25 protein-coding genes and 2 pseudogenes are annotated in these 24,393 nt (G+C 33.8%); 10 read left to right on the top strand and 17 right to left on the bottom strand.

Features of this window, described 5'->3' with window-relative positions:
* Positions 1 to 566: 566 nt before the first annotated feature.
* The 3 genes from DN394_RS09855 to DN394_RS09845 form a co-directional block, all read right to left on the bottom strand.
* On the bottom strand, positions 567 to 947 hold the full coding sequence (locus DN394_RS09855; RefSeq protein WP_000608947.1) for a hypothetical protein: 381 nt from the start codon (positions 945 to 947) through the stop codon (positions 567 to 569).
* Between the two features lie 419 nt (positions 948 to 1,366).
* The gene (gene bshB2, locus DN394_RS09850; RefSeq protein ID WP_046957847.1) at positions 1,367 to 2,029 is read right to left on the bottom strand and encodes a bacillithiol biosynthesis deacetylase BshB2; all 663 of its coding nucleotides are present in this window, start codon (positions 2,027 to 2,029) and stop codon (positions 1,367 to 1,369) included.
* A 15-nt stretch (positions 2,030 to 2,044) separates the two neighbouring features.
* On the bottom strand, positions 2,045 to 2,395 hold the full coding sequence (locus DN394_RS09845) for a YojF family protein (protein ID WP_000407039.1): 351 nt from the start codon (positions 2,393 to 2,395) through the stop codon (positions 2,045 to 2,047).
* 262 nt (positions 2,396 to 2,657) lie between these two features.
* Between DN394_RS09845 and DN394_RS09840 the strand changes: the two genes are divergently transcribed.
* The gene (locus DN394_RS09840; RefSeq protein WP_098209325.1) at positions 2,658 to 3,983 is read left to right on the top strand and encodes an ArsB/NhaD family transporter; all 1,326 of its coding nucleotides are present in this window, start codon (positions 2,658 to 2,660) and stop codon (positions 3,981 to 3,983) included.
* A 131-nt stretch (positions 3,984 to 4,114) separates the two neighbouring features.
* On the opposite strand, the gene DN394_RS09835 is transcribed toward DN394_RS09840, so the two are convergent.
* Entirely contained in the window at positions 4,115 to 4,342 is a 228-nt protein-coding gene (locus DN394_RS09835) for a coiled-coil domain-containing protein (RefSeq protein WP_001047304.1), read from the bottom strand.
* Positions 4,343 to 4,572: 230 nt separating this feature from the next.
* Here DN394_RS09835 and DN394_RS09830 point away from each other — a divergent pair, with 230 nt between their 5' ends.
* From DN394_RS09830 to DN394_RS09820, 4 genes are all read left to right on the top strand, one after another.
* The gene (locus tag DN394_RS09830) at positions 4,573 to 5,460 is read left to right on the top strand and encodes an ABC transporter ATP-binding protein (RefSeq protein ID WP_098109962.1); all 888 of its coding nucleotides are present in this window, start codon (positions 4,573 to 4,575) and stop codon (positions 5,458 to 5,460) included.
* 125 nt (positions 5,461 to 5,585) lie between these two features.
* Positions 5,586 to 5,762, top strand: a complete 177-nt coding sequence (locus tag DN394_RS29365; protein WP_252197103.1) for a hypothetical protein — start codon at positions 5,586 to 5,588, stop codon at positions 5,760 to 5,762.
* Positions 5,763 to 5,783: 21 nt separating this feature from the next.
* The gene (locus tag DN394_RS09825; RefSeq protein WP_252197105.1) at positions 5,784 to 6,554 is read left to right on the top strand and encodes an ABC transporter permease subunit; all 771 of its coding nucleotides are present in this window, start codon (positions 5,784 to 5,786) and stop codon (positions 6,552 to 6,554) included.
* A 1-nt stretch (position 6,555) separates the two neighbouring features.
* Positions 6,556 to 7,854: an ABC transporter permease subunit gene (locus tag DN394_RS09820; protein ID WP_141503348.1), complete on the top strand. Its 1,299-nt coding sequence runs from the start codon at positions 6,556 to 6,558 to the stop codon at positions 7,852 to 7,854.
* A 93-nt stretch (positions 7,855 to 7,947) separates the two neighbouring features.
* Here the strand turns inward: DN394_RS09820 and DN394_RS09815 are convergent, their stop codons facing one another.
* The 4 genes from DN394_RS09815 to DN394_RS09800 all read right to left on the bottom strand — a co-directional run bounded on the left by DN394_RS09815 (position 7,948) and on the right by DN394_RS09800 (position 11,696).
* A complete protein-coding gene (locus DN394_RS09815; RefSeq protein ID WP_097918071.1) occupies positions 7,948 to 8,499 on the bottom strand; it encodes a GNAT family N-acetyltransferase in 552 nt (183 codons plus the stop codon).
* Positions 8,500 to 8,714: 215 nt separating this feature from the next.
* Entirely contained in the window at positions 8,715 to 9,623 is a 909-nt protein-coding gene (locus DN394_RS09810; RefSeq protein ID WP_097918070.1) for an iron-hydroxamate ABC transporter substrate-binding protein, read from the bottom strand.
* A gap of 21 nt (positions 9,624 to 9,644) precedes the next feature.
* Positions 9,645 to 10,661, bottom strand: a complete 1,017-nt coding sequence (locus tag DN394_RS09805) for a FecCD family ABC transporter permease (RefSeq protein WP_000661399.1) — start codon at positions 10,659 to 10,661, stop codon at positions 9,645 to 9,647.
* Positions 10,662 to 11,696, bottom strand: a complete 1,035-nt coding sequence (locus DN394_RS09800) for a FecCD family ABC transporter permease (RefSeq protein ID WP_098084824.1) — start codon at positions 11,694 to 11,696, stop codon at positions 10,662 to 10,664.
* A 275-nt stretch (positions 11,697 to 11,971) separates the two neighbouring features.
* Between DN394_RS09800 and DN394_RS09795 the strand changes: the two are divergent.
* A pseudogene (locus DN394_RS09795) lies at positions 11,972 to 12,729 on the top strand (DUF817 domain-containing protein).
* Between the two features lie 127 nt (positions 12,730 to 12,856).
* On the opposite strand, the gene DN394_RS09790 reads toward DN394_RS09795, so the two are convergent.
* Both DN394_RS09790 and DN394_RS09785 read right to left on the bottom strand, forming a co-directional pair.
* Positions 12,857 to 13,894, bottom strand: coding sequence for a DUF4003 domain-containing protein (locus DN394_RS09790; protein ID WP_098084827.1), 1,038 nt, complete (start codon positions 13,892 to 13,894; stop codon positions 12,857 to 12,859).
* Positions 13,895 to 14,171: 277 nt separating this feature from the next.
* Positions 14,172 to 14,648 (bottom strand): DinB family protein, encoded by a 477-nt coding sequence (locus DN394_RS09785; protein WP_240514115.1) that lies wholly within the window; start codon positions 14,646 to 14,648, stop codon positions 14,172 to 14,174.
* A gap of 176 nt (positions 14,649 to 14,824) precedes the next feature.
* On the opposite strand from DN394_RS09785, the gene DN394_RS09780 reads away from it, so the two are divergent.
* Both DN394_RS09780 and DN394_RS09775 read left to right on the top strand, forming a co-directional pair.
* Entirely contained in the window at positions 14,825 to 15,313 is a 489-nt protein-coding gene (locus DN394_RS09780) for a DinB family protein (RefSeq protein ID WP_097918066.1), read from the top strand.
* A 204-nt stretch (positions 15,314 to 15,517) separates the two neighbouring features.
* On the top strand, positions 15,518 to 16,054 hold the full coding sequence (locus tag DN394_RS09775; protein ID WP_098084831.1) for a GNAT family N-acetyltransferase: 537 nt from the start codon (positions 15,518 to 15,520) through the stop codon (positions 16,052 to 16,054).
* 108 nt (positions 16,055 to 16,162) lie between these two features.
* On the opposite strand, the gene DN394_RS09770 is transcribed toward DN394_RS09775, so the two are convergent.
* From DN394_RS09770 to DN394_RS09755, 3 genes are all read right to left on the bottom strand, one after another.
* Positions 16,163 to 16,639, bottom strand: a complete 477-nt coding sequence (locus tag DN394_RS09770; RefSeq protein WP_000771039.1) for a DUF2690 domain-containing protein — start codon at positions 16,637 to 16,639, stop codon at positions 16,163 to 16,165.
* A 16-nt stretch (positions 16,640 to 16,655) separates the two neighbouring features.
* On the bottom strand, positions 16,656 to 17,168 hold the full coding sequence (locus DN394_RS09765; RefSeq protein ID WP_046957837.1) for a DUF2690 domain-containing protein: 513 nt from the start codon (positions 17,166 to 17,168) through the stop codon (positions 16,656 to 16,658).
* A gap of 301 nt (positions 17,169 to 17,469) precedes the next feature.
* Positions 17,470 to 18,363 (bottom strand): LysR family transcriptional regulator, encoded by an 894-nt coding sequence (locus DN394_RS09755; RefSeq protein WP_097918062.1) that lies wholly within the window; start codon positions 18,361 to 18,363, stop codon positions 17,470 to 17,472.
* 123 nt (positions 18,364 to 18,486) lie between these two features.
* Here DN394_RS09755 and DN394_RS09750 point away from each other — a divergent pair, with 123 nt between their 5' ends.
* On the top strand, positions 18,487 to 19,452 hold the full coding sequence (locus tag DN394_RS09750) for a quinone oxidoreductase family protein (RefSeq protein ID WP_098209323.1): 966 nt from the start codon (positions 18,487 to 18,489) through the stop codon (positions 19,450 to 19,452).
* A gap of 50 nt (positions 19,453 to 19,502) precedes the next feature.
* Here the strand turns inward: DN394_RS09750 and DN394_RS09745 are convergent, their stop codons facing one another.
* From DN394_RS09745 to DN394_RS09730, 4 genes are all read right to left on the bottom strand, one after another.
* The gene (locus DN394_RS09745) at positions 19,503 to 20,213 is read right to left on the bottom strand and encodes a histidine phosphatase family protein (RefSeq protein WP_097918060.1); all 711 of its coding nucleotides are present in this window, start codon (positions 20,211 to 20,213) and stop codon (positions 19,503 to 19,505) included.
* Between the two features lie 159 nt (positions 20,214 to 20,372).
* Positions 20,373 to 20,897, bottom strand: a complete 525-nt coding sequence (locus tag DN394_RS09740; RefSeq protein ID WP_098109965.1) for a GNAT family N-acetyltransferase — start codon at positions 20,895 to 20,897, stop codon at positions 20,373 to 20,375.
* A 6-nt stretch (positions 20,898 to 20,903) separates the two neighbouring features.
* Complete coding sequence (locus tag DN394_RS09735) at positions 20,904 to 22,805, bottom strand: endonuclease MutS2 (protein ID WP_098209321.1); 1,902 nt, start codon at positions 22,803 to 22,805, stop codon at positions 20,904 to 20,906.
* Positions 22,806 to 23,257: 452 nt separating this feature from the next.
* Entirely contained in the window at positions 23,258 to 23,977 is a 720-nt protein-coding gene (locus tag DN394_RS09730) for a hypothetical protein (protein ID WP_098209320.1), read from the bottom strand.
* A gap of 235 nt (positions 23,978 to 24,212) precedes the next feature.
* Here DN394_RS09730 and DN394_RS09725 point away from each other — a divergent pair.
* Positions 24,213 to 24,299: pseudogene (locus DN394_RS09725) on the top strand (exosporium leader peptide); the annotation flags it as partial.
* Between the last annotated feature and the right edge of the window lie 94 nt (positions 24,300 to 24,393).

The raw sequence follows: 24,393 nt of genomic DNA, 5'->3' as shown, positions 1-24,393 counted from the left end.
TAGTAAATAATACAAAATATATGTTTCTTACAAATCATTACTAAATATCAGTTCTAGGGATTGTAATGCCTTTTATGGATTTTTCATCAAAAATAGAACTTAATCCACGAATAATCACGTGTTTCAAATACAATATCTTTATCTGTTGAACGACCCTATCTCTCCTTAAAAAGTCTTGTTCTTACCCTATTTCTTAACAAGGACTTTAACTCAAGTTGTCTTTTCTTTATAAAAAATAGCCTACCTATTTCCGTAGGCAGACTATATCTTTATTACACCATACAAAAGTATACTCTCTACTCTACTCGAACTTTATGTAATGATACAGATTAAAAATAAATTATTATCTTTTCTATATTCTTATCACTGATTTTTTGTTCATAAATTCGTAACACATATATATGAGTTATCATGCTAAAATTAGTTTATTCAAAAGAAGTTATTCTTAATGCATCGATAATTTTTAATACCCTGTTTAAAGCCTCGCCCCCCTGCGAGGCTTTTTCCTATTTAACTAAAATAGTAGTTATCAACCGTTACTATGCTGCTACACATCCTACTTTTAGCTATTCAGCATCAGCGCACGTAAAATTCTTTCCTCCATCATTTGATTTACAAATATTATTTATAGATTTTTCGGTTATTCTTTCATTTTCATTAGAAACTCGATCTAAGTCCATTCGAAATACTTGTTCCGGATTCTCTTTTGAATTCCCTTCAATATGAATTGTACGATCGAACATCTCAGCCGTGAAGCTACTAGATGTATTTATCATTTCTACTCCATTATTTTCACCTACATAGCGTTCAACTACTTTTTCGGCTTCTTTAAGTTGTTGAGATGTAGGATATGGTATAGATTCCGCTAATATGACTACACCTACTAAATATGTAATATACAAACCACCTGCAATCAAGATCACTTTCTTTACTGTTTTATTAATCATGCTCTAACTCCCTTTGCTTCTTTTGCTATTAAAATATATAACTTTCCTAATTTCTATCAATTTCTTTTTAGTACATAACATTTATTTTACATTTTATAAAAAACACCTCTTTTACTAATTTTCAATTTGATATTAACATGTTATTTATCGTTTTTCAATAAATAATTATTATTAAACAATTTATTTTTACTGTTTTTTAGTTCTGATTCAATCTAAAAACAACCGACTTATTTAATTCCACTACATGATGCTAGTTTTGTTAATGGTACAACACTTCTTGTTGATGGAGGCTATACTGCACATTAATTTTAAAACTTTAAAGCATATCTCTAAGAAATATATAGTCTTCAACAAAAAAAGCACCGTCACAAGTGACAGTGCTTTTTTTATGTAAGAGCAGCCAGAAGATATCTTCTAGCCTACTCCCATTTATAAGTCCAAAATTGTTCAAGTTGCAGCCATTTTAATGTTGCTGCATCTTTATTTTTGATTTTTGCATGTGTTTCTTCTAGCATCGCTTCTGTTTGTGAACGATGCGCACCTAGTGCAGCTAATTTATGCTCGAATACTTCACTAATATTATTTACAACATCCGGCTCACCTAATACAGCTTCACGATTTCTCGTAATCGCAACTGCATGAATGACTGGACGTTCTTCTTTTGACATACGTGATACAGCGCGAACGACAGCGCGGCCAAATGCATCGTGATCTGGATGTACGCCGTGCTCTGGATAAAATGTAATAATTCGAGATGGGTTTACTTCTTGAATGATTGCTTCAATTTTATCTGCAACGAAATCAACATCTTCAAATTCTAACGTTTTATCATGGAAACCAAGCATTCTTAAATCTTGAATTCCCATCGCTTCACATGCATCTTTTAATTCTTTTTCACGGATATTTGGAATTGTTTCACGGTTAGCGAATACGTTTTTCCCCATGTTACGTCCCATTTGTCCTAAAGTACCACATGCATACGTTACAGGTACTCCTTGATCTGTTAATAAGCGAATTGTTCCTCCCGCAGCAAATGCTTCATCATCTGGATGCGGAAATACAACAAGTACATGTCTCTCCATAAGTTTCCCTCCTTCTTACTTAAATGGCGTTAAGCTTAACTCAAGTGCAACTGCTAAGCGGCCTTGGTTATCATGCCCTGCAAGTAATAAACGCTCTTTATCGTCTACTTCCCAGTGCGTAATACCTTCTGCATATACCCAGCCATGATCCATTTTCAAACCAACTCGGTATGGATTCGTTCCAGTAATCTTCCCGCGTTCAAAGCGAATAATTGCATTTCGAATGAATGCTCCAACTGTCATCATCTTTTCGTTAAAGTGTGACGCATACGCTCCGTTCGTTGTTTCTAAATGAATATATACATCTTTATTTACAAAACGTTCAATTTCATTTTGAATAAGAGAACTATCTTTTACTATTTCCATCGGAATTCACCTCTTTAAACCATTTTACGCAAAAATAATGTAAATTGCTATCTCTATATTAGAGGACAACGCTCACTTTTCCTAATAATTTGCACTGTGTTTTTTATATTTTTTATATGATATGTAAAAAATATATTTTTTCCTTCACTTTGTTAAATAGTTTTCTTTCTTTTTTGAATTTGCTACAATATATTTTATCCCGTATTTATGCAGCGAGATACATTTCGACAATTGAATACATACTTTAAAGAAGGTGACATGATTGGAACAATCAGCACATGAAGTAGCAAATTGGCAATATTATTTTGCAATTGCCGTATTTTTAATCACGTACGGATTTATTATTTCTGAGAAATTGAATCGTGCTGTAATCGCACTATTCGGAGCTGCTATTATGATTATTTTTGGAGTTGTAGATTTACATACTGCTTTCACATCACATATTCAATGGGAAACGATCACCCTTTTAATTGGGATGATGATTCTCGTACATATTACGAGTCAATCAGGCGTATTTGAATTTGTGGCCATTAAAACAGCGAAGGCAGCTGGTGGAAAACCAATCCGCATTTTATTATTACTATCCCTATTAACTGCTGTCGGTTCTGCCTTTTTGGACAACGTAACGACCGTTCTACTAATCGTTCCTGTTACACTGTCCATTACACGTATTTTAAAAGTAAACCCTGTTCCTTATTTGATTTCGGAAGTACTATTTTCAAATCTAGGTGGAACAGCAACATTAATCGGTGATCCACCTAACATTATGATTGGATCAGCAAACAAGCATTTAGACTTTAATGCCTTTTTACTAAACTTAGCTCCAATCGTAATCATTATCTCTATCGTTACACTTAGTATCATTTACTTTATGTATCGCAACAAACTAAAAACAACACCTGAACAAATCGAAAAACTAATGGCGTTGAACGAAAAAGATTATATTAAAGATCAAAGCCTCCTTTTAAAATCCATTTCAATTTTAGGACTAACTATTTTAGGCTTTATCCTTCATTCTGTTATTCATGTAGACGCTGCGGTTATCGCGATGACAGGCGCTACACTTCTTATGCTAATTGGCGTGAAAGAACATGATATTGAAGATGTATTTGCCCACGTTGAATGGGTAACCATTTTCTTCTTCGCTGGATTATTCGTTCTCGTTGGCGGGTTAATTGATATCGGGCTTATTTCTTCACTCGCAAAAGAAGTGCTCGACGTAACGAACGGTGATATCGGTTTCGCTGCTATACTTATTTTATGGGTATCAGGCATCGCCTCTGCGACGATTGACAATATCCCATTTGTCGCAACGATGATCCCGCTCATTCAAGATTTAGCTACAGGACTCGGACTATCTGTCGACTCTCCGCAAATTGAAGTACTATGGTGGGCGTTATCACTTGGAGCTTGCTTAGGAGGAAACGGAACATTAATCGGAGCATCCGCAAACGTAGTCGTTGCTGGTATTGCAAAACGTGAAGGACATGCTTTTTCATATATGGACTTCTTAAAAATTGGTTTACCGTTAACAATCATTGCATTACTATTATCACATGCTTATATATATTTACGTTATTTAATGTAAATGCTATAGTGCGTGAAATTATATCGACGATTTTCTAATTATATCGTTGATTCGACAGAGAATATCGACTTACCGACAAATAACGACAATGAAAAAGGTATGCAGCTCTAAATTGCATACCTTTTTTTCGTTCACCAAAATATACCGATAATTGCTAATCCACCTAAAATCATACCACCAATTTGTCCGACGATTGTTGGTGATAATTGAACACCTTTTCTCACCTCAACGACCGGTCTTTCGTGCCTTAGTTGCTGCACTTCACTTTGAAGCTGATGTACACTTCCGTGTAATTCTTTAATTAGTTCCTTTAATTCAGCAACCTCTTCATTTACTGGTTTTGCTTTTTCTAAATTCATTTTGCATAGCTCCTTTTTCTCTAATCGACACATTGTAAAAATTCTCCAACAAGTGCTCTTTTTCCTTTCTTCACAGTCTCATTTCTAAATTATTCATATAATAGGTTTAAGAATTAATTTTAGAAAAAACTTAAATTTGTAACTATACCTATTTATAAATCAGAATTTTCAGTTATAATTAATAGAGTAATTACATTTTATACCAATTAATTAAAAAGGAGGAATTCTACTTGACTATTCTATCTATCAATAATTTATCCAAAAGTTACAAACATAAAAAAATACTAGATGGAATTAACCTCACAATCAGCTCCCCAGGAATTTGGGCTTTAGTAGGCCCTAACGGTGTTGGTAAAACTACTTTTTTAAATGTAGTTACCAACCTTTTGCCCGCTACATCCGGAAATATTGAACTCATGGGGAAATCTAACAAAGATGTTTCAGTGTTTAAAGACGTTTCTTTTTTACAAGACAATTCTGTACTATATGACTATTTAAACGGCTACGACCACCTTGCATTCATTTGTGATGCGCAAAAAATTTTAAAAGAACGCATGAATGAAGTTGTAAAATACGTAGGAATGGAAAGTTATGTAAAGATGAAAATCAAAGATTACTCCTTAGGTATGAAACAACACCTTCTCTTAGCGATGGCAATTTTAAACAAACCAAAGCTTATGTTCCTTGATGAACCTCTGAATGGCTTGGATCCAACTAGCGCTATACTGATGAGGAAAATTTTATTACGTTTAGTAGATGAAGGTACGACGATAATTCTTTCTTCTCATAACTTATCAGAAATTGACCGTGTTACAAAGAAGATTCTTTTTTTAAAAGACGGCAAATTAATAGAAGAAGATATGACAAAGTACGAAAAAATTTATTATCACTTCTTATTTTCAGATTTAAAACACACACAACACGTTTTATTACAAGAAAACGTACAAACAGTGTTAACTAAGAATAGCCTTCGAATCCAATTAGAACACCACACCATCCAAGACCTTATTACTATATTTCATTCTCATCAAATTAATATTATTGATATCCAAAAAGAAGTTATCGGTTCTGAAAAAAGATATGAAGAAGTATTTAATGTATGTGGTGATAAGACATGAAAATATTTCTATTCGAACTAAAAAAAATGCTCTACTCTAATATTCTCTTTACTTTAATCATTGCTACTATACTAATCATCTGCGGGTTATTTCTTCATAATGCGCTTAAACAAGAAATAGTCCAAATGAAAAAAATCGAATTATTTTCTAAATATGAAACAGAAGTTTCTAATCAAGTTATAAGAGATCAAGAGGACTTAAAAAAAGGACCTAACGCAAAAATCGAATCTCGATTAGCAATCGGACTTCCGCTATTAAAACATTTAAATCAACTTATACAAGAAGTAAAAGATAACAAGTGAAAAAATGAATTACAGACTGAAATGAAAGTGTATGACTTAGCTATGCGCTTTGAACGAGTAGAAGGAGGTTTCTCAGCTAGCGAAAAAGATATGAAAAAAGCAATTCAACTGAATAAAATCTTATTACAACAAGGTTTGCCAAAAGAAGACCTTGACCTTTCCATTCAACCATCTCTATTTATGAAAAAAGTAATTTCACTACTACTCAATGCCCCAGGATTTCTTATTTTACTACTCTTACTAGGTACAGTCATTACGAAAGAATTTGAAGACCATACGATTAAGCTAGCCTATACTTTACCTATTTCTCGTAGTCACTATATCTTAATAAAATTTTTCAGTTTACTTGTTGTTAGTCTCCTATGGATTTTACTAGTATTTTCACTATCTTATATATTACCGACAATATTCGGAAAATCTATCGGTAATATTTTTAATTACCCGCTTTTCACAAAAACAGAAACTATTATTAGTTCAGGTACATACTTAAAAACAGCTCTCGCTTACAGTCTATGTTATTCCACTGTAGCTATTTCCTTTTTAGTGCTCATTGGATTTTGGATAAGAAATACTCTTGTTACATATTTAATTCTCACTTTTATTTTGAGCAGTGGTTTCATTTTATCAAAAATTGGCTTTAATCCGTTTCTATCTCCCCTTTCCTATCAACAAATAGATCGCGTCATTTTAGATAATAATGGATATTATCCATTAGGTGCAGTGATGTTAATCGGAAGTACATTTTTGCTCTTACTATGTGCCATATGCATGAATCGAAAGCGGGGGGTGTAATATGAAACAACTCTTCCAATTTGAATTCAAAAAATATTTCAAGAAAAAAACAACATGGATTGCAGTACTAACCTCTATTTTTTTCATTAGCAGCTTATATTTCTTGAATTATTCTGTCGCGGAAGATATCCAGCGTGGGAATTTATCATTTGCACAAAATAGCGTTAACATTTCTCAACAGGCTTTAAAAGAACTAGAACTGCAAAAGATTGAAGCTGAACAGAATGGCGATGTTGAAAAAATTACAGAAAATAAATTAGCTATTCAAGAATCTCAGCAATCTCTTTCACAGAAAAACAAATGGATTGCGAACTATTCTCAAAGTAATTGGCAAGACATATATGAAGAGAATATAAATCATTTACAATTTATGTTTAAGAGCTCAAAAGGCACTAACACATTCAATTACGCAATTGAGAAACAATATATTTCCTTATTTACAGCACGGGCAACGTTGGAAGAATTATTATTACTGAAAAAAAATAAAGCTGAACCATTCATTCAACATACCATTTATACCCCCTTCCTATTTACAATTTACGATCAATTTACAGGGAGTGCCTTAGAATATTGGGAAAAGGATACTATGCGTTATGGCACAACTGGATCTTTATTTTTATATCAAATAATCCAGTACTACTATATACCAGTACTTATTTTATTTGGATGCTTTATTTTTGGAAATAATATTTCTTCTGAAATGAATAATAAGAAGCGCGGTTTGCATTTTTACTATACTTTGCCTATTAAACGAAAATCATTATTTATAACAAAGTATTTTAGTGGATTCCTTTCTACACTTGTTTTCGTTTTACTAATGCTACTCATTCCTTTGTTATGTAGCTATTTCACGAAAGGAATCGGAAATTTTAATTATCCAGTCCTTGTATACGAAGGATCCGAGCCTAATCCATTTGGCAGTGAATATAATAGTTTAAATCCCATTAAAGATCAATTTCACTTTATCACTTTGAAAAATTACTTCGGACAAGTATTATTACTAACTGTTGTACTAACATTTTTTCTATATTCTTTTTACTATATTTCATCACTTTTACTAAAAAGCTTAAGTATTACAACGCCTTTTGTAGGTATTATAGCTTTTATTGGAATGAAGAGTTTCTCTTCTCCTTACAACCCATTTACTTACGTGAATATTCACAGTGTTCTAACTGGCGAAACAGCGACTTTAGTTTTTAATCCTTCTATTAATCTTTCAACTGGGGTAATGTTAACATTCGCTTTAGGCTGCACCCTTTTATTCGCAGGATACAAACTATTTATAAAAACATATAATTAGTACCAAAAATAAAAAAGGAAAACTAGTACCTACCTAGTTCTCCTTTCTATTTAATTATTCATAGTATGAATAATTGACTTGTTATCATCACTTTTATTTTTGCAGCTCCATCCATTCATCCCGCAATATCCCCATAATAATACGATCAAAACACTTCCCATCTCTTTGAACCGCTTCTCTCATACAGCCTTCCATCTGAAAACCCATCTTTTTATACAGCTCAATAGCAGCTTTGTTATAAGAAATAACATCAAGACCGACGCGGTGCAAATTCAATTCATAGAAAGCATAGTTTAAAATAAGATGAATTGCTTCTCTTCCATATCCCTTCCCTCTATCATTTGCATCTCCTATTCCAATTGCTAATAAACCCGTTCTGTTATTCCACTCTATGCCATGAATTGCAACAAAACCAATTAAGCGATCCTCTTGAACTGTCCTTAACATGAAAGAAACACTATTTGATCTCCGTCCCTTTAATAGCCCATCACTCGCTATTTCCTTTAAAGATTGCGGGAATGCTACATCTGTATCGACATTTCTTAAATACTCACTATCCTCTTGCCACATAGCCATTACTTCAGCATCTGCTTCTCTAATAGCTGATAATTTAATCGTTTTATTTTGAAAAAGATTCATTGTCATTTCAAACTCCCCCTTTTTTAATAACAGGGATAATTATTAGCCTATTTATCCCCTTATTCTATAAACTGCTTTATACACGGGATACTTACAATAAGCGCTGACATTGGCACATCTCCTCTACATTAAATTAAATTCATTGTATAATTTTTCATTTATTCTAACAATAAAAAAAAGACCCTCAAAATTTAGAGGATCTTCCTAACAACGACTCGATATTATTTCGTAAACATTTTCTCCGCTTCATCCATTGCCATTTTATTGCCTAAAGCAGAATAGTCAAGCCATGGCTGGTCATTAATAATGTATACATGCTTTCCTTTAACAGCTTTTAAGTCTTTCCAAATTGGTGTTTCTTGAAGTTGTTTAAATGCAGCTTTTGCCTTATCGTCTCTATTTACAACAACGAAAATAGCATCTGCATCAAAGTCAGGTAATACTTCTTGTGAAATGACTTCAAAAGGACGGTTTCCATCAATTTTCTCTACACCATTTGCAGGTTGTAATCCTAAGTCTTGGAATAAAATTGGTCCCATCGGTCTTTTCGTACTAAATACACGTAATTCTTTTGCAGTAACACGAATTGCCATTACTTTTTCGTTATTACCTAATTCTTTATCTATTAAACTTTTTACTCGTTTTGATTGCTCTTCGTAATCTTGAATATATGTATCCGCTTCTTTCTCACGGTTTACAAGTTTACCAACTTGTTTTAACTGATTTCTCCACGTACCTTCATCTAAATTGAAAGAATGTGTTTTTGCAATTTTTTCGTATTTTGCTAAATCTTTGCCCGCGTATTTTTCATCCACATAAATGTCAGTTGGCTTCAATTGAAGTAATGCTTCCATATTCGGATCCGTTACAACACCAAGTTTCTTCGTATCTTTCAACTGCTCTTTTGCATGCGGTAAGAAATCTTTTAAATCTCCACCAATAACGGAGCCTACAGGTGTAATTCCTAATGCCAGTAAATTATTCGTTAAATGAATGGACATAGAAGCGATTTTCGGCTCATTACTTTTTTCAGTTTTTTTCGTTGCCTCTTCATTAGATTTCGTTTGACCACATGCTGCTAATACTAAAATACACATCATGCTAAATAAAATAGTAAGTTTCTTTTTCATATGTTCTCCTCTTTGAAGTATTTATTTTGTTTTTGTAAGTAAATAAAGAAAATACGGTGCTCCTAAAGCTGCCACTACTACACCAGCTGGAATAGAGTTTGGCTCGAATATAGAACGACCAATCGTATCTGCTAGTACTAAAATAATCATTCCGATAATGCCAGCTAGCGGAAGGAAATGTTGATAGGTAGTACCTACTAACTTTCTTGCAATATGCGGAGCAACTAAACCGATAAAACCAATCCCTCCTGCCATCGATACACTCGCACAAGATAATCCAACCGCTGTAGCTAAAAGGAGTAACCGTTCTTTTTGAACAGAAACACCAAGTCCCGCTGCCACACTATCACCTAGTGACAATGCATTTAGCGTTTTAGATTTTAGCCATGCATACGGGGTTAGTATGCATATCCAAGGTAATAATGCTAGGACATGAATCCAATCCCTTCCCCACACATTACCAACTAACCATCTAGAAGCGAATGTATACGTCTCATCATTTAACTTAAGGGAGAAAAATAACGAAATCGCACTAAAGCCAGCTGAAACAGCAATACCAACGAGAATAAGTCTAATAGGAAGTAAACCTTTTGACCGATCACTCGCAAGTATAATAATTAAAAACGCAGCTAGTACTCCCCCGCCAAATGTAAATAACGGTATTAAAATCGATGCATTCTCATTAATAGAATGAAAGAAAGTAACAAATATAATTAGCCCGAAAGATGCACCTGAATGTAATCCTAAAATACCAGGGTCTGCAAGTGCATTACGTGATAATCCTTGCAAAATCGCACCGGAAATCCCAAGGCCAATACCGGCTAACATTGTAATAATAATTCTTGGCATACGATAATCGTATAGCACTGTTGCACTCTCAAAATCACCATAACCGAAAAGTGTTTGAATTACTTTAAGTGGCGCTATGCTCAGTGTCCCTGTATTTAAACTAATTAAAATGACAGCGATACTAATACAACCAAAAATTGTAGTTACAGTAATAGCTCTCTTTTTATCTGTGTTCATAAGCTCCTTCACTTATAGCTCCCTCCCAACTTTACGTGCTATATAGAGGAAGAACGGAACTCCAACAAGAGCTACCATAATTCCTATCGCAAGTTCTTTAGGAGGGTTTACTGTTCTTGCCCCTAAGTCAGCTAAAACTATTAACATAGCTCCTAATAACGCTGACATAGGAATAATGAGTCGATAATTAACACCGACTAATTTTCTAGCAATATGCGGAATAACAAGTCCTACAAATCCAATAGAACCAACTGCTGAAACAGATACACCGGCAAGAATGACTACTATAATCATCCCTAGTATTCTCGTTCGGTTCGTTTTTACTCCTAAATTTGTAGCGACGTCATCCCCCATTGATATGAGTGAAATAGACCGCCCTATCACTGTAGCAAAAAGAATTGTTATGAGAATAATAGGAACTAAAAATTTCAAGTGTTCCCACTTAACTCCTGCAACACCACCAGCGTACCAAAATGCTAAATCTTGGCTTAAGTCATAATAAATCGCGACACCTGAACTTAACGAATGCAAAAACGCGGCCATAACTGCCCCTGCAATCGTTAACCTCATCGGTGTTAATCCGCCTGATGTTGCTGATCCGATAATAAAAATGAGTACTGTACTTAAAACCGCTCCAATAAAGGAAACAATCATTAAATAGGAATACGGCATATGCGGAAAAAAGGCAAAACTAAGTGCTACTACAAACATCGCGCCTGCATTTATACCAAGCACACCTGCATCAGCTAAAGGATTTCGTGTTACTCCTTGCATAACTGCTCCTGCGACTGCAAAAGCCGCTCCTACAACTGCTGCGCCAATTACCCTTGGAAGCCTTAATTCATAAATAATTTGGTGCTGCGTTAAATTCGAATTATAATCAAAAACCGCTGCCCATACGGTTTCCAAATGAATATCCTTTGCACCGAATGCAATAGCTAAAAATAGAGACCCGATTAAACATAATATTGTTAAGCTCATGAAACATATGAACTTAATATGTATCCAGCGATTATTGCCGGCATATACAACAGACTTATGTAACATGTTTCATTTCATCCTTTATATTCAGTTGTTTTTTATAATTATTTTTAATTTATAATCATTACTGATAATAATTATCATTTTCATTTAGATATTATATCCCCACTTTTTTTAAATAGCAAACTATTTTTTTGCTTCGTTAAATACTAAAATACTTATTACAATTCGTTTCTAAAACTTACAAATACATGAAAAATAGACTACTGGCTTATTTTTTTAATTGTAGTATACTTAGTCATTATTTTGAGTTTTCCAATAAAAATATCGAAGGTGACACAATGGTCTATATAAAACAACTACTACACTTTACTTACGAGCAAGCATTATCTTGTTTATTCCCTGTCATTATTTTTTTAACACTAGCCCTTTCAAAAATCATTTCGATTCCAGGGTTGTACCGATATGATTTCATACTCATCGTATGTCTTCTTATGCAGTGGATCATGTACAAGACTGGACTTGAGACGAAAGACGAACTAAAAGTAATTACTGTCTTCCACCTTATCGGGCTTTTACTAGAAATATATAAAGTACATTTCGGTTCATGGAGTTATCCGGAAGAGGCGTATTCAAAGGTTTTTGGAGTTCCACTTTACAGTGGTTTTATGTATGCAAGTGTTGCAAGTTACATATGCCAAGCGTGGAGAAGATTGCATTTGCAAATGCATCATTGGCCGAGTGCTGTTTTCGCAATACCTCTAGGCGCTATGATTTATTTCAATTTTTTCACACATCATTTTCTATATGACTTTTATTAACTGTACTTTTATTCATCGTTTTCTTTCGGACATTTGTAGAATTTTCATTACGAGGCTTTACATATAAAATGCCACTCGTTCTCTCCTTTTTCCTTATTGGTTTCTTTATTTGGATTGCAGAGAACATCGCAACATTTTTCGGAGCATGGCAATATCCAAATCAACGGGAAGCGTGGAATCTCGTTCACTTAAGCAAAATTAGCTCGTGGTTTTTACTCGTTGTTATTAGCATTATGATTGTTACACAGCTCAAATATTTGAAGGAGTCGAAAAGATAACGCTGATTATGTAAAAACAGGTAGCCCATCACTCATTAGAGAGTGATGGGCTTTTTTAATAATATTTTTTAAACCGCCCTTATCAAAGGAGTTATGAATTACAAGAGCATAAGCCATTCGTTGCACATTATGAACTACTACTAGCAGAAGAGGTTGCTGCAGATGAAGCAGCAATCGTTGCCATCATAGCTGCCTGTTGTGCCTGTATGAGGACTTCTATCATTGTTTGTAAACCTGTGTTGGTAGTTTTACTTTCCTCACCTTTCTGACTTACGAACAGTTGAATAGCAATAAGAATATTCGCATCTGTATGCCAACGGAATAATTTCTCCCCCTGCAATTTTTCAATCAATGCTTTAATAGAATGAATCTCTTTTTCTCCATCTTCAAGTAACGCTAGTAGCCCGATAGCTGGATAATGCATCTGTTTCACTTTTACCTTTTCTTGTTTTAACAAATTCCATATGTTTGTACATGTTGCAACTAACATTTCTTCACGGACATCCTTCTTTAGTGAGAGGATATGACTTAAAAACTGAAGATCATTCCCTTTACGCAAACCAGCTTTCGCTAGTTTCTGATACAGACGTTCTACTCGGTCCATAAGTGTTTCTACATTCTCTGATTGTCCTGCTAGTAAAACCGCGAGCGGATAATCATTTGTACCTGTAAGAAAAAGATGATCCTCTTTCATACGTTTATATACTTGCATCGAACGCTGAATGTGCGTGCCATGCTGTTCATTTTCTTCTGTTAAAAGCACAGATGCTGCGAGATAAGTAAATATACTTCGGCTAAAACCACCAGCGACCAATTGTTCATATAAATCTAAAAACTCCCGGAAAGCTTCCTTGTAATCTGTAAAGTGAATATCTAAAGTTGCGGCCACCACAAAGCGATGATAAGACTTCAAGTATGAAAACATCCCTACCTGATTCTTAATATAACTACTAATTTCTAAAAAACGTCCGAGATCAAACAATTTATCACTACCTGCATACATAGCAGCAATCATCATTCCTGTTCGAGAATCACTCGTTTTCCATTTTAGTTCTCCCTTTAACTGTGCATATGTATGTGTATATTGCTCCAGCTTTTGTTCTAATGTAATCATAGTTTTCACTCCTACTTCTATTTCTTCTCTATTATTATACTTATATTTCATAGGGCTTTTGCAACCTTAATTCTGTATTTTCTTCAATATTTTTCTATTATGTAAAACAAAAAACAATAACTATTCCTACTTCATCAGTATCACGATGGTAAGCGTTCATAATCCTTCAAGAAGTTCAACAACAAAAAGGATAGATAATAAATTATCTATCCTTTTTGTCTTTATATTATTTAACATTACACCTGTATTGTGAAAAATAAGATTGTAACTACTTACACCTCAATTTTCACAAAACATCTGTGATTTCGTTTTTCATATGCAATTCAAACTAAAGAGCCTTAATAATTCGTTCCATCGCCTTCATTTGCCCAATATGATCAGCTTCATGATAAAGCATCATACCGTATAGTTCTCCTACTGTTTCCAATCCTAGGAATGGCTCTGGCAGTTTATTTTCAAATGCTTCTGCTGGAATTTCGTTAATACGTTTTGCTTGTTCTTTTAATTGAGCCGTTAACACTTCTAATGATGGCCCTTCTGTTTTCCATTTAGACGGTTTTGATCCATACCCAAACATACCTGGATATTCAGTTGGTAATTGTTTGAATTCTTTTCCAAACATGAAAACTTCTGCCGCTGTTAACACGTGACCAATATGCCAGCGAATTGTATTATTAAAACCCTCCGGCTGTGTATCTGCAGTTTTATCATCTAACGTTTCCATAAATTTAAGTAATGCCCCACGCGTTATTTCAAATTGTTTTAAACCAATTATTCTATTCACTTTATCGTTCCCCTTCTTGATGTACAATTTATTATGAACTAAGAATGTTCAACTTATTAAAGTTTCACCTTGTTTAATCTATCAGAAACAATGAAGAAATACATCTAATATGCTTTGTAAACATAATAAAAGGTTCACCCCTTGTACATATAGAATTACTTACTACACAAATAGTTTAAAAGAGGAGTGTTAATTACATGTTACATATTTTAAAACAACAATATAATCTTATTAGTTCTACAAGAGAAACTCTATTTTCGTTTTTGGAAGAAATTCCACTAGAAAAATTACATAGCACTGTTCCAAATTTCGGGAGCGGTAGCATCATAAAGACACATATTCATGTAGCCGATTGCTATCGCTACTGGCTTGGATCATTCGCATTCAAGCTAAAGCGGGCAGATTTTTCATTTGCTAGTGATGATGAAATTGAGCATGCAGATGTCGAGAAAGTCCGTGCTAGATTTAAGTTAGTAGATGAGGTTGTACTACGTTTTTTAGATGAATACAATGACCGTTGGCTCGAAAATATAGCAAATGAAGTGAAATGGCAAAAAGAACCTTGGAGTACAACTCCGCTATGGCTTTTAACCCATACAGAAACACATGAGTTTCATCATAAAGGCCAAATTGTATCAATGGCTCGTCACCTTGGATACAATCCTCCTGATACAGATCTTAGTTAATTCGATTATAAAAAAACTTGTTGATATATTTTGTTGTGTATAAAACTTTTATCATTTGTTTTAGGTATACCATGCCATTATAAAGTTCATGTAACATTAAAGTAACACGCATACTTTTCAAACAATACAAAAAACAAAACTCTTCTTCCATGTAGATCAAAAACATTTGTATACTCTATCACTAACCTTAAGGAGAAAATAATAATGAGATTAGAGAGTGAAAGAATTTATTTAAGACCTCTTTGTCAGCTAGATGCGCCTATTATATTAGAAAGTACAATGAATGATGAAATAAGATATATGACTGGAACCAAGTCTACTTTTTCATTGGAGCAAATTAAGACACATATAGATCATATAAATAATGATTCAAGTCGCTATGACTTCGCTATTTGTTTAAAAAGTACTGACGAAATGATTGGAGAGTTGTCGATTTTAGATATCGATGAGGAGAACAAAAGAGCAGGATTCAGAATATCAATGCTTTCAATAGCATTAACAGGACAAGGATATGGAACTGAAGCTATTACAATTGTTTTAAAATTTGTTTTTGAACAACTATATTTAAATCGGTTACAGTTAGAAGTATTTAGCCATAATTTACGCGGAATTAGAGCTTATGAAAAGGTTGGGTTTGTAAAAGAAGGAACCTTACGTCAATCTTTATTTTATAACAATACATTCTCAGATGAAATTATTATGGCGATACTTAAAAGTGATTATAAAGATATGTCATTGTAAATAACTGTTCTTAAACTATTAACAACTTGAAAGAACCTTACCACAATAAAATGCAGTAAGGCTCTTTCATTTTTATATCAAATAACAACTCTTAACTCATGTATTATATTAATACCAAATTGTCTCCGCATAATTATATGCATCACTATTCGGAATAGCATGTTTCCCTTGCGCCTGTGCCTTTCTTGGATCTAAATCATATACCATTGGCGTATAACATGATGTTTGCCCTTTATTCACAACACCATTTCCTCCGGCACTCCCGCAAGTGTATGCCTTTCCATCTGTTTTTCTTACGATTCTTGCATCAGCTTCGTTATTATATACTGCTGGACGAGTTACAGTAACTTTTGCCCACGCTGTCTTACACGTTGTGCTAAATTTTAATTCCACATAAGAATTGGAATCAATCCACTTCTTTTCTTTCGTTACTGCTGATTGATCACAGCTATTGTAATACGGACTTTTCCCATCATACGAATGGTCTTCTGCATATGCTTTATCATTATTCGTCGTACTAAACACACTAGTTAAAACGAGAAAAGATAGGCAAAAACATGCGCTTAGCTTTTTTAAAAGTTTCATAGCACTCCGCTCCTTTTTAATAGCGTCCAGTTTTCCCGTAACCGTTATTAGTTGTAACGGCTTCAGCATCAGCTGTATAACCAAAATCCGCAGTTAAATCAAATACCATCCCTGTATACGTACTCGTTTGACCTGTTTTAATTGCTCCATTACCATTATTAGAATCTACTGATTTTTGGAATACACCGTTTTTATATTTATTAATAACAGCGTAAGCATATATCCCTCCAGAAACGGAAGGTGCTGGTTGATCTAAAACAAACTTAGACCATGCTGCGTGACATTTATTACTGTAACGTAAATACACTGTCCCTACTTTTTTACTACCCTCATACACCGCTGTAGACTTTGCATTAAATCCATCTGCATCACATGTTGTACTGCCTCCGTATACTTTTGTTGTAGCCGGATTTTTTCCGTCATAGTAACTACTTAAATCAGTAGCTGCAAATGTACTTCCTTGGAAACTAAATAATACCCCTACACTGGCCGCACTTAACACGCATACTTTCATTAATTTTTTAAACATTTTAAATTCCCCCCTCAAAATAAGTACGTATACTAAAGACAACCTATACCACTATGTAAGCCCTCCTTTCACGCTTCCTAGAGGCATCTTACAGAAACGAATAAACGTTGTAAATTTCCTTATGATTATTGGAATATACGAAGAAATTTACGTATCCGTCTAAGAAAAAAAGTTGAGAAATACACATTTTATAGCAATCTTTATTTAAAACATAAAAGAACCGATACTTGTTACATGCAAGCATCGGTTCTTTATACAAAAGTGCCATTTTTTCTTTTATATAAAATAAATATTTCTCCACTTAATCCGTTGTAAAAAACTCCCTCGTTACATCAATAAATTGTTGTAGCGGCGCTGTCATCCATTTATCTTTATGCCAAGCAATTTGTGTATAAATCGGTAAAATTTCATTTTCTAAATGTAACTCTTTTATCGTCCCCTCTCGTATATCTTTTTCTACTACTATTGCTGGTAACACAGCTATTCCTAAATCCGCAATAACACATTGTTTAATTGCCTCGACACTAACAAACTCAATCTTATTTGCTGGATACACATCTTCCGTACGAAATAGCTCTTCAAATAAAGTTCGATACGAGCAACCAAGCTCCGTTAGTAAAAGTGTCTCGCTCTCTAAATCTTTTGTAGTAATCGAAGGTTGTTCAAGTAAATAATGCCCTGAAGCAGCTACTACTTTTAATTCTTCTTTCATAAGCGGCTCCACATGTAAAGCATCTTCTATTTTACATTCGTCCAAAATAAATGCAAGATCGACTTTCCCTTCCATCAATTGTTCCTTCGCATCTTTATTGGAATGCGCAGGTTTAAATATAAGCTTAATTTGTGGAAATTTCGCTTTAAACCTCTTTAATATAGAAGGAAGTCTATATGTACATTGGCTTTCTTGCGCACCGATTATTAACGTACCTGCTATTTCTTTATCATCTTTCACAGCCATTTTCGCTTCGTTACTGAGCGCAATCATCTTGTCGGCATATAGTTGAAACTTCCTACCTGCTTCAGTTAAGAAAAGACGTTTTCCTAATCTTTCAAATAACGGCGTACCTAGCTCAGCTTCTAACGTTTTAATTTGCGCTGTCACACTCGATTGAGCAAAGTTTAATTTCTTCGCAGTTTGTGTAAAATTCAAAGTATCTGCCGCTATTTTAAATGTAATTAATTGTTTTATCTCCATTTATCGTCCCTCTTTTCAATCGATATTTCCGATCGATTCCATCGAAATAATCCTCTTTGTCTATTGATATTTGTATTGTATGATAAAGAGCATTAACAAACAATAAAAATGGAGGTATTCCATATGAAAGTACTTTGTTTCGAACAGTTTGGAAGTCCGGATGTACTACAATATAAAGAAATACATGATCCAATCATAAATCCAAATGAAATTCTTGTCCGTACGAAAGCAATCGGATTAAACTTTGCTGATATTTATAGACGCCGCGGTGATTATCATCTCGCTGGTAACCCGCCTTATATATTAGGTTATGAAGGCGCTGGTATTGTTGAAAAAGTAGGAGCTGACGTTACGAATATTAATCCTGGAGATCGTATTGCATTTGCTGACGTTCCATTTGCAAATGCAGAGCTAGTTGCTGTTCCATCTGAGAAAGCAATTAACCTTCCAGATTCTATCTCTTTTGAAACAGCCGCTTCTGTCTTATTGCAAGGTCTAACAGCACATTATTTAACGAAAGATAGCTATCAAATAAAACAAGGTGATATAGCTTTAGTACACGCTGCAGCTGGTGGTGTTGGGCAACTACTTATTCAAATCATTAAACTACTAGGCGGAAAAGTAATCGGCCTAACGTCATCAAAAGAAAAAGCAAAGATAGCCACGTTAGCTGGCGCTGATGACGTATTTTTATATACGGAAGCATGGCATACGAAAGTAATTGAAATGACAAACGGTGATGGAGTAAATGTTGTATATGAATCAGTAGGTTCTACGTTAGAGGAAAGTTTTAACGCTACTAAAACTGGTGGTACTGTCGTATTTTATGGAATGGCCGGAGGTAATCCTGCGCCTGTTGATCCACGTATGCTTATGGATACTTCGAAAACATTAACTGGCGGAGACCTTTGGAATGTGCTTACTACTTTTGAAGAACGTAAGCAGCGCTCTACTCAATTATTTGATTGGATCACTACTAGAAAATTAAACATTGCGAATCCTACTACATTCGCCTTACAAGATGGTGCTCTTGCACATAATTTATTAGAGAGCAGAAAAAGCACAGGGAAGATTTTATTAATCCCGTAATTCACAAAATAAAAAGGAAGCTAGATTTCTCTATCTTCCTTTTCTTATTTTTATATTTCCACACTTTCTTTCCCTTTTGCAACATAACTCATATCTCCAACAGACTCGACTGTGTATGTTCCATCTTGATATACAATCTTCGTCACACTAGCATTTTCTACTCCAAGTTTTGTTTTGCTACTGTCTAACATTTCGATTAATGTAGTAATCAAGAGCCCATGAACGACAACTAAAACATTACCGCCACCATTTGCAGCAGATTCTTCACTAATTTTATCAACCTCTTCTTTTATACGAGTAGAAAATAATTCCCAATCTTCCGCCTGTTTCGTAGGGTCTGCTGCTCTAATAAGATTAATCACTTCTTGAATAGAAAACTTCATAAGTTCTTCTGGTGATGCAACGCCTGCAGCTTTTCCAACCACATCCCACATATTTTCAAGTTTTTCACCTTCAAAAATACCAAAATTTAATTCTCTTAATTTTTTTCTTTTCTCAAGTTTTAACTTTGATTGCTCACTATATTTTAATACTAAATTAGCAGTTTCAATCGCTCGACCGCTATCACTACTATATGCATTCGCAAAATGAACATCTTTTAATCCCGTTCCTAAATTAGAGGCAACTTCCACACCTTTTTCTACTAACGGGGAGTCTGCCCAGCCTTGCGCGCGATGATTCGTATTTAATATTGTTTTTCCGTGTCTTGTAACATATAACGTAACTATATTCTCATTGCTATCTGTTTCTCGATTCTTCATTCTATTCTCTCCCTTTACATTTCTATATCAATTTTACCACCTCAATTATTCATTGAGCAAAATATACGTAAGTAAATCGTCTTAATAAAAAAGCTATCTTTCTGTATATCCCTACAAAAAGATAGCATCTTTTATGATTACATTCCTTAACTGATATTCCTACTCAGCAAATGCACTCGAATACTGAACAATTCCTTCTACACCTTCAAGAGCATTCTCTCTTAATTCCACTACCATAAATACCTCTTCAGGCACTTCAAATGGTGCTTTTATATTCCACTCACTTGCTTTCTTAAAGCCAAATTTCGGATAGTATTCTGGGTGTCCTAATACTACAACTGATCCGTATCCAAGTTCTTTCGCTTTTTCTAACGCAGCTCCAATAAGTTTTCCGCCAATTCCTTTTTTCTGATGGCCCCTAGCAACTGAAACCGGTGCAAGTGCTAATGATTCTACAGAAGTTGCACCCTGTTCTATCGTAATTTTTGATAACAGAATGTGACCAACGATTTCCTCATCTATCGCAACAATTGATAACTCCGGAATAAATGCGTCACATTCTCTAATACGTTTTACAAGTTCATGTTCTGTTTTATCACTGAATTCTTCATTTAAAAATGCTGCTTTTACAACTTCTTCAGTTTTACTAAAATCATTTTGTTGTTCTTGTCTAATCGTTACCATTCTATATTATCCTCTATTCTTCCTTATTTCTTTTTGGATTTTACGAAGCGCTTTTTTCGATCCGCGCTCTATATCATGCTGCATTTTTCTTTCTTTATAATCGACAAATAGTGTATTTAAATCATATCCCTCTGGGTATAATTCCTTCGCTGCTACCTCTAAAGTAATACGTTTTACATTCACTTCAACAAATTCACCGTTATAATATACAACGACGTTATAGAAATTATCTATTTCCTTATAGATAATACCAAAATCATCATAATCTAATACATTTACACGATCGCCGATTTTATAATCGTAATGATTTTCTCTTTTTTCTTGCACAAATTTCGGTTTTCTAATTTTGCTTTCATTCACTTTTTCTAGAGCATATTCTTTATTTTCCATGTACTCTTTCGCTCTTTTCAGTACATGTTCTCTTACGTTCATTTTATTCGCAATCCAAAGTGCATTACTTTCACCTGATTTACCGATCACTAATTTATAAAGTGGTTCTAGTGTCTCACTATTAAATTGCATTGCTGCATTCATAAAATCATCATGCATTTCTGAGAATCGTTTAATTTCACCGTAATGCGTACTCGCAACTGTAATACACCCTGCAAGATAAAACTCCTCTAAAATAGAAATTGCAAGTGCTGCCCCTTCATTCGGTTCAGTCCCGCTTCCTATCTCATCAAATAATAGTAGCGTATTATTATTTGACATCCTCATAATTTCAGATAGATTTTTCATATGAGATGAAAATGTACTTAGTGCATTTTCGATACTTTGATTATCACCAATATCTACAAATACATTTTCGAAAATAGCAATTTCTGTTTCTTTATCTCCAGCGATATGCAATCCAGACATTGTCGCTAAAGTTAACAATCCGATTGTTTTTAATACAATTGTTTTCCCGCCTGCATTTGGTCCTGTAATAATTAAACTACGATAGTTTTGACCGATTTCAAAGTGTAACGGTACTACTTTTCCGCTTAAAAGCGGATGCTTGCAATTCACTAAATGAATGTAGCCATGATCATTTAACTTTGGCTCTATTCCATCAATCGATTTACTAAACTTCGCTTTTGCAAATACCATATCATACTGACTAATTAATTCCATATTAATTTTTATATGATAAATATTTTCTACTACAATCCCTGATAAAGTCGCTAAAATTTGATACTCTTCCATCGCTTCTTCTGCTTTCAAACTAGCGAGTTCCGCATTTAACTTTGTAACCGTGTGTGGTTCTATAAATACAGTAGAACCTTTAGCGGACGCTTCAACTATACTTCCCGCAACTTGATTTTTATAAGAAGATTTAATTGGAATTGTATACCTATCATCCTTCTTACTAATAAAGAACTCTTGAATATACTTCTTATTTGCACTACTATTTAAAAACTTCGTTAAGCGCTCTTTTATTTTTCCGTCTACAGAATCAATGTTATTTCGAATTCGTTTTAACTCTTTACTCGCAGCTGCATCAATACTATTACCTTTAATGGAAAAGTTGATTTCCTCTTCAATACTTTTATATTCAGTCATTGAATTCGCATAAGAAGCTAATACTGGCGCAAAAAATTCTTTATCTAACATAAACTTTTTAATCTTTCTACAGCCACGTAAAAAGTCTGAAACACTTACTAATTCTTCAGGATCTAAAATCATCCCTTTTTCTAATTTTTGAATTGTACTAGCAATATTTGAAATGCCGAAGAAAGGAACATGCCCTTCTGCATCTACTATAGCTCGTGCTTCTGTCGTTTCATTCAAGCGATTCCTCACTACTTTTATACTCGTACTCGGCTCTAATTTATTTAATAATTCTTTACCTAACCCACTTACACAATAAGATTTCACTATATCCTTTAATTCGTTATATTGTAACTTTTCAAAAGTCATCGTATTCATTTTATTTCTCCTCACTTTGATTGATTTCTATCATAAATGAAGATACCTACTCATTAGATTCCAATGAGCCCTGCATTATTCAATTACCATTTTTATACATTTAAAATATATACAAAAAAGCTGCGGGGATACCGCAGCTTTTACATTTACAAGGCATGAGTAATAACATATGAGGAAATAAGCCATAAAAACAGATGGCAATCCCCTTATTACACGCTTTATAAAGTATTGTAGGTATCTTCATAGGTATCGAAATAAATCCATGACAAAATTAGGGGTATGATATACATAAAAATCCCCTGGTCTTATCCGATTTATTTCATTAAATTTTTCCTATTTAGTACCTACCGCACTCACAAAAAGCACCTCTCATTAATTTATATTATAGTCATTGAAATCTAATTTACTGAAATCATCATACTATATGTTTTGTGAGAAGTAAAGGTGTCAGACTATTCCCTTGCAGATTGTAAAGCTTTCATATAATCAACCTTTTTCTCAAGAGTCTTTTTCGCATCTTCAGCCGTTACTATATAATCTACCGCAATATGCAGTAATACATCCTTATTAGCATTTAGCAACTGAATCGTTATATCATCCACACTACTTTTACTATCTTCAATCGTTTTATTAAATTCCTGAATACTTCTTGCAACCTCAGCTAATGTCTCCATATGTGCACGGTTGTTTACATCCAAAAAGATATTACTTCTGAAAACTGCCGTAACATAATGCTTCGGATGTTTCTTCGCTATTTTTTTCTCTTCATTCTTACCGAAAATAGTATCCCCTGTCTGCATTTGCTCGAAAGTAAGTATAGTATTATTCCTTTTTTCTTCATAATATGTATTGAACCTTTCTCGTAAATCATTCGCTTCTTTTTTTATTTTATAGTTATCATTATTTACCTTTGGAGAGCTTCGTCCATCGAAGGATATTTGAAATTGCAAATATGGTTCATCTACTTGCTGTACATAAGCTGTTCGTGTGTTTGGACCTAAAAAATCCTTACCTTGGTCGGCTATTTCCATTCGATCTAGTTTTACAGAAATACCATGCTCCGATTTTGTATAACTTTGTGCTTTTTGTTCAATTTCTTTATCCGATATATCACATGATGTTAATAGTAATAAACTAAACATTATGCTATATTTCATTATTGTTTTTTTCATATTGCCTCTCCTTTTGCTACTACTGCCTATACAGAAATGTCCTTATGGATTTTAAATTACGATTTATATAAAGAACTTCTTTTAATAACCTTAAGTGTAAAAACACTCATTTATTATTATTTTACACATATAGTGTAAATTTACACTATATCCATTTTATCGTAAAGCAAATATAATATCTATTTAAATCACGTTAAAAACATACTAATATTTAGTTCTATAGCAATCACAGTAAGGAGATGTTCTTCGAGTACGAATAAGAGAAGCCACGGGTGACATTATTTATTCCAACGCATCTCTCGTTGTTTTAAAAGTCGACTAGTTCATTTATGAAAATAAAAATTTAGGAATGATAACAATATAAAAAGAAGAGGAAGACTTATATTTCAGTCTTCCTCTTCTTTTCTATCACTAAT

Source organism: Bacillus sp. BB081 (assembly GCF_008368895.1).
Classification (GTDB): domain Bacteria; phylum Bacillota; class Bacilli; order Bacillales; family Bacillaceae_G; genus Bacillus_A; species Bacillus_A wiedmannii.
Note: the sequence above shows the minus strand (reverse complement) of the source record. Positions and strands in the feature narration are given on the sequence as shown.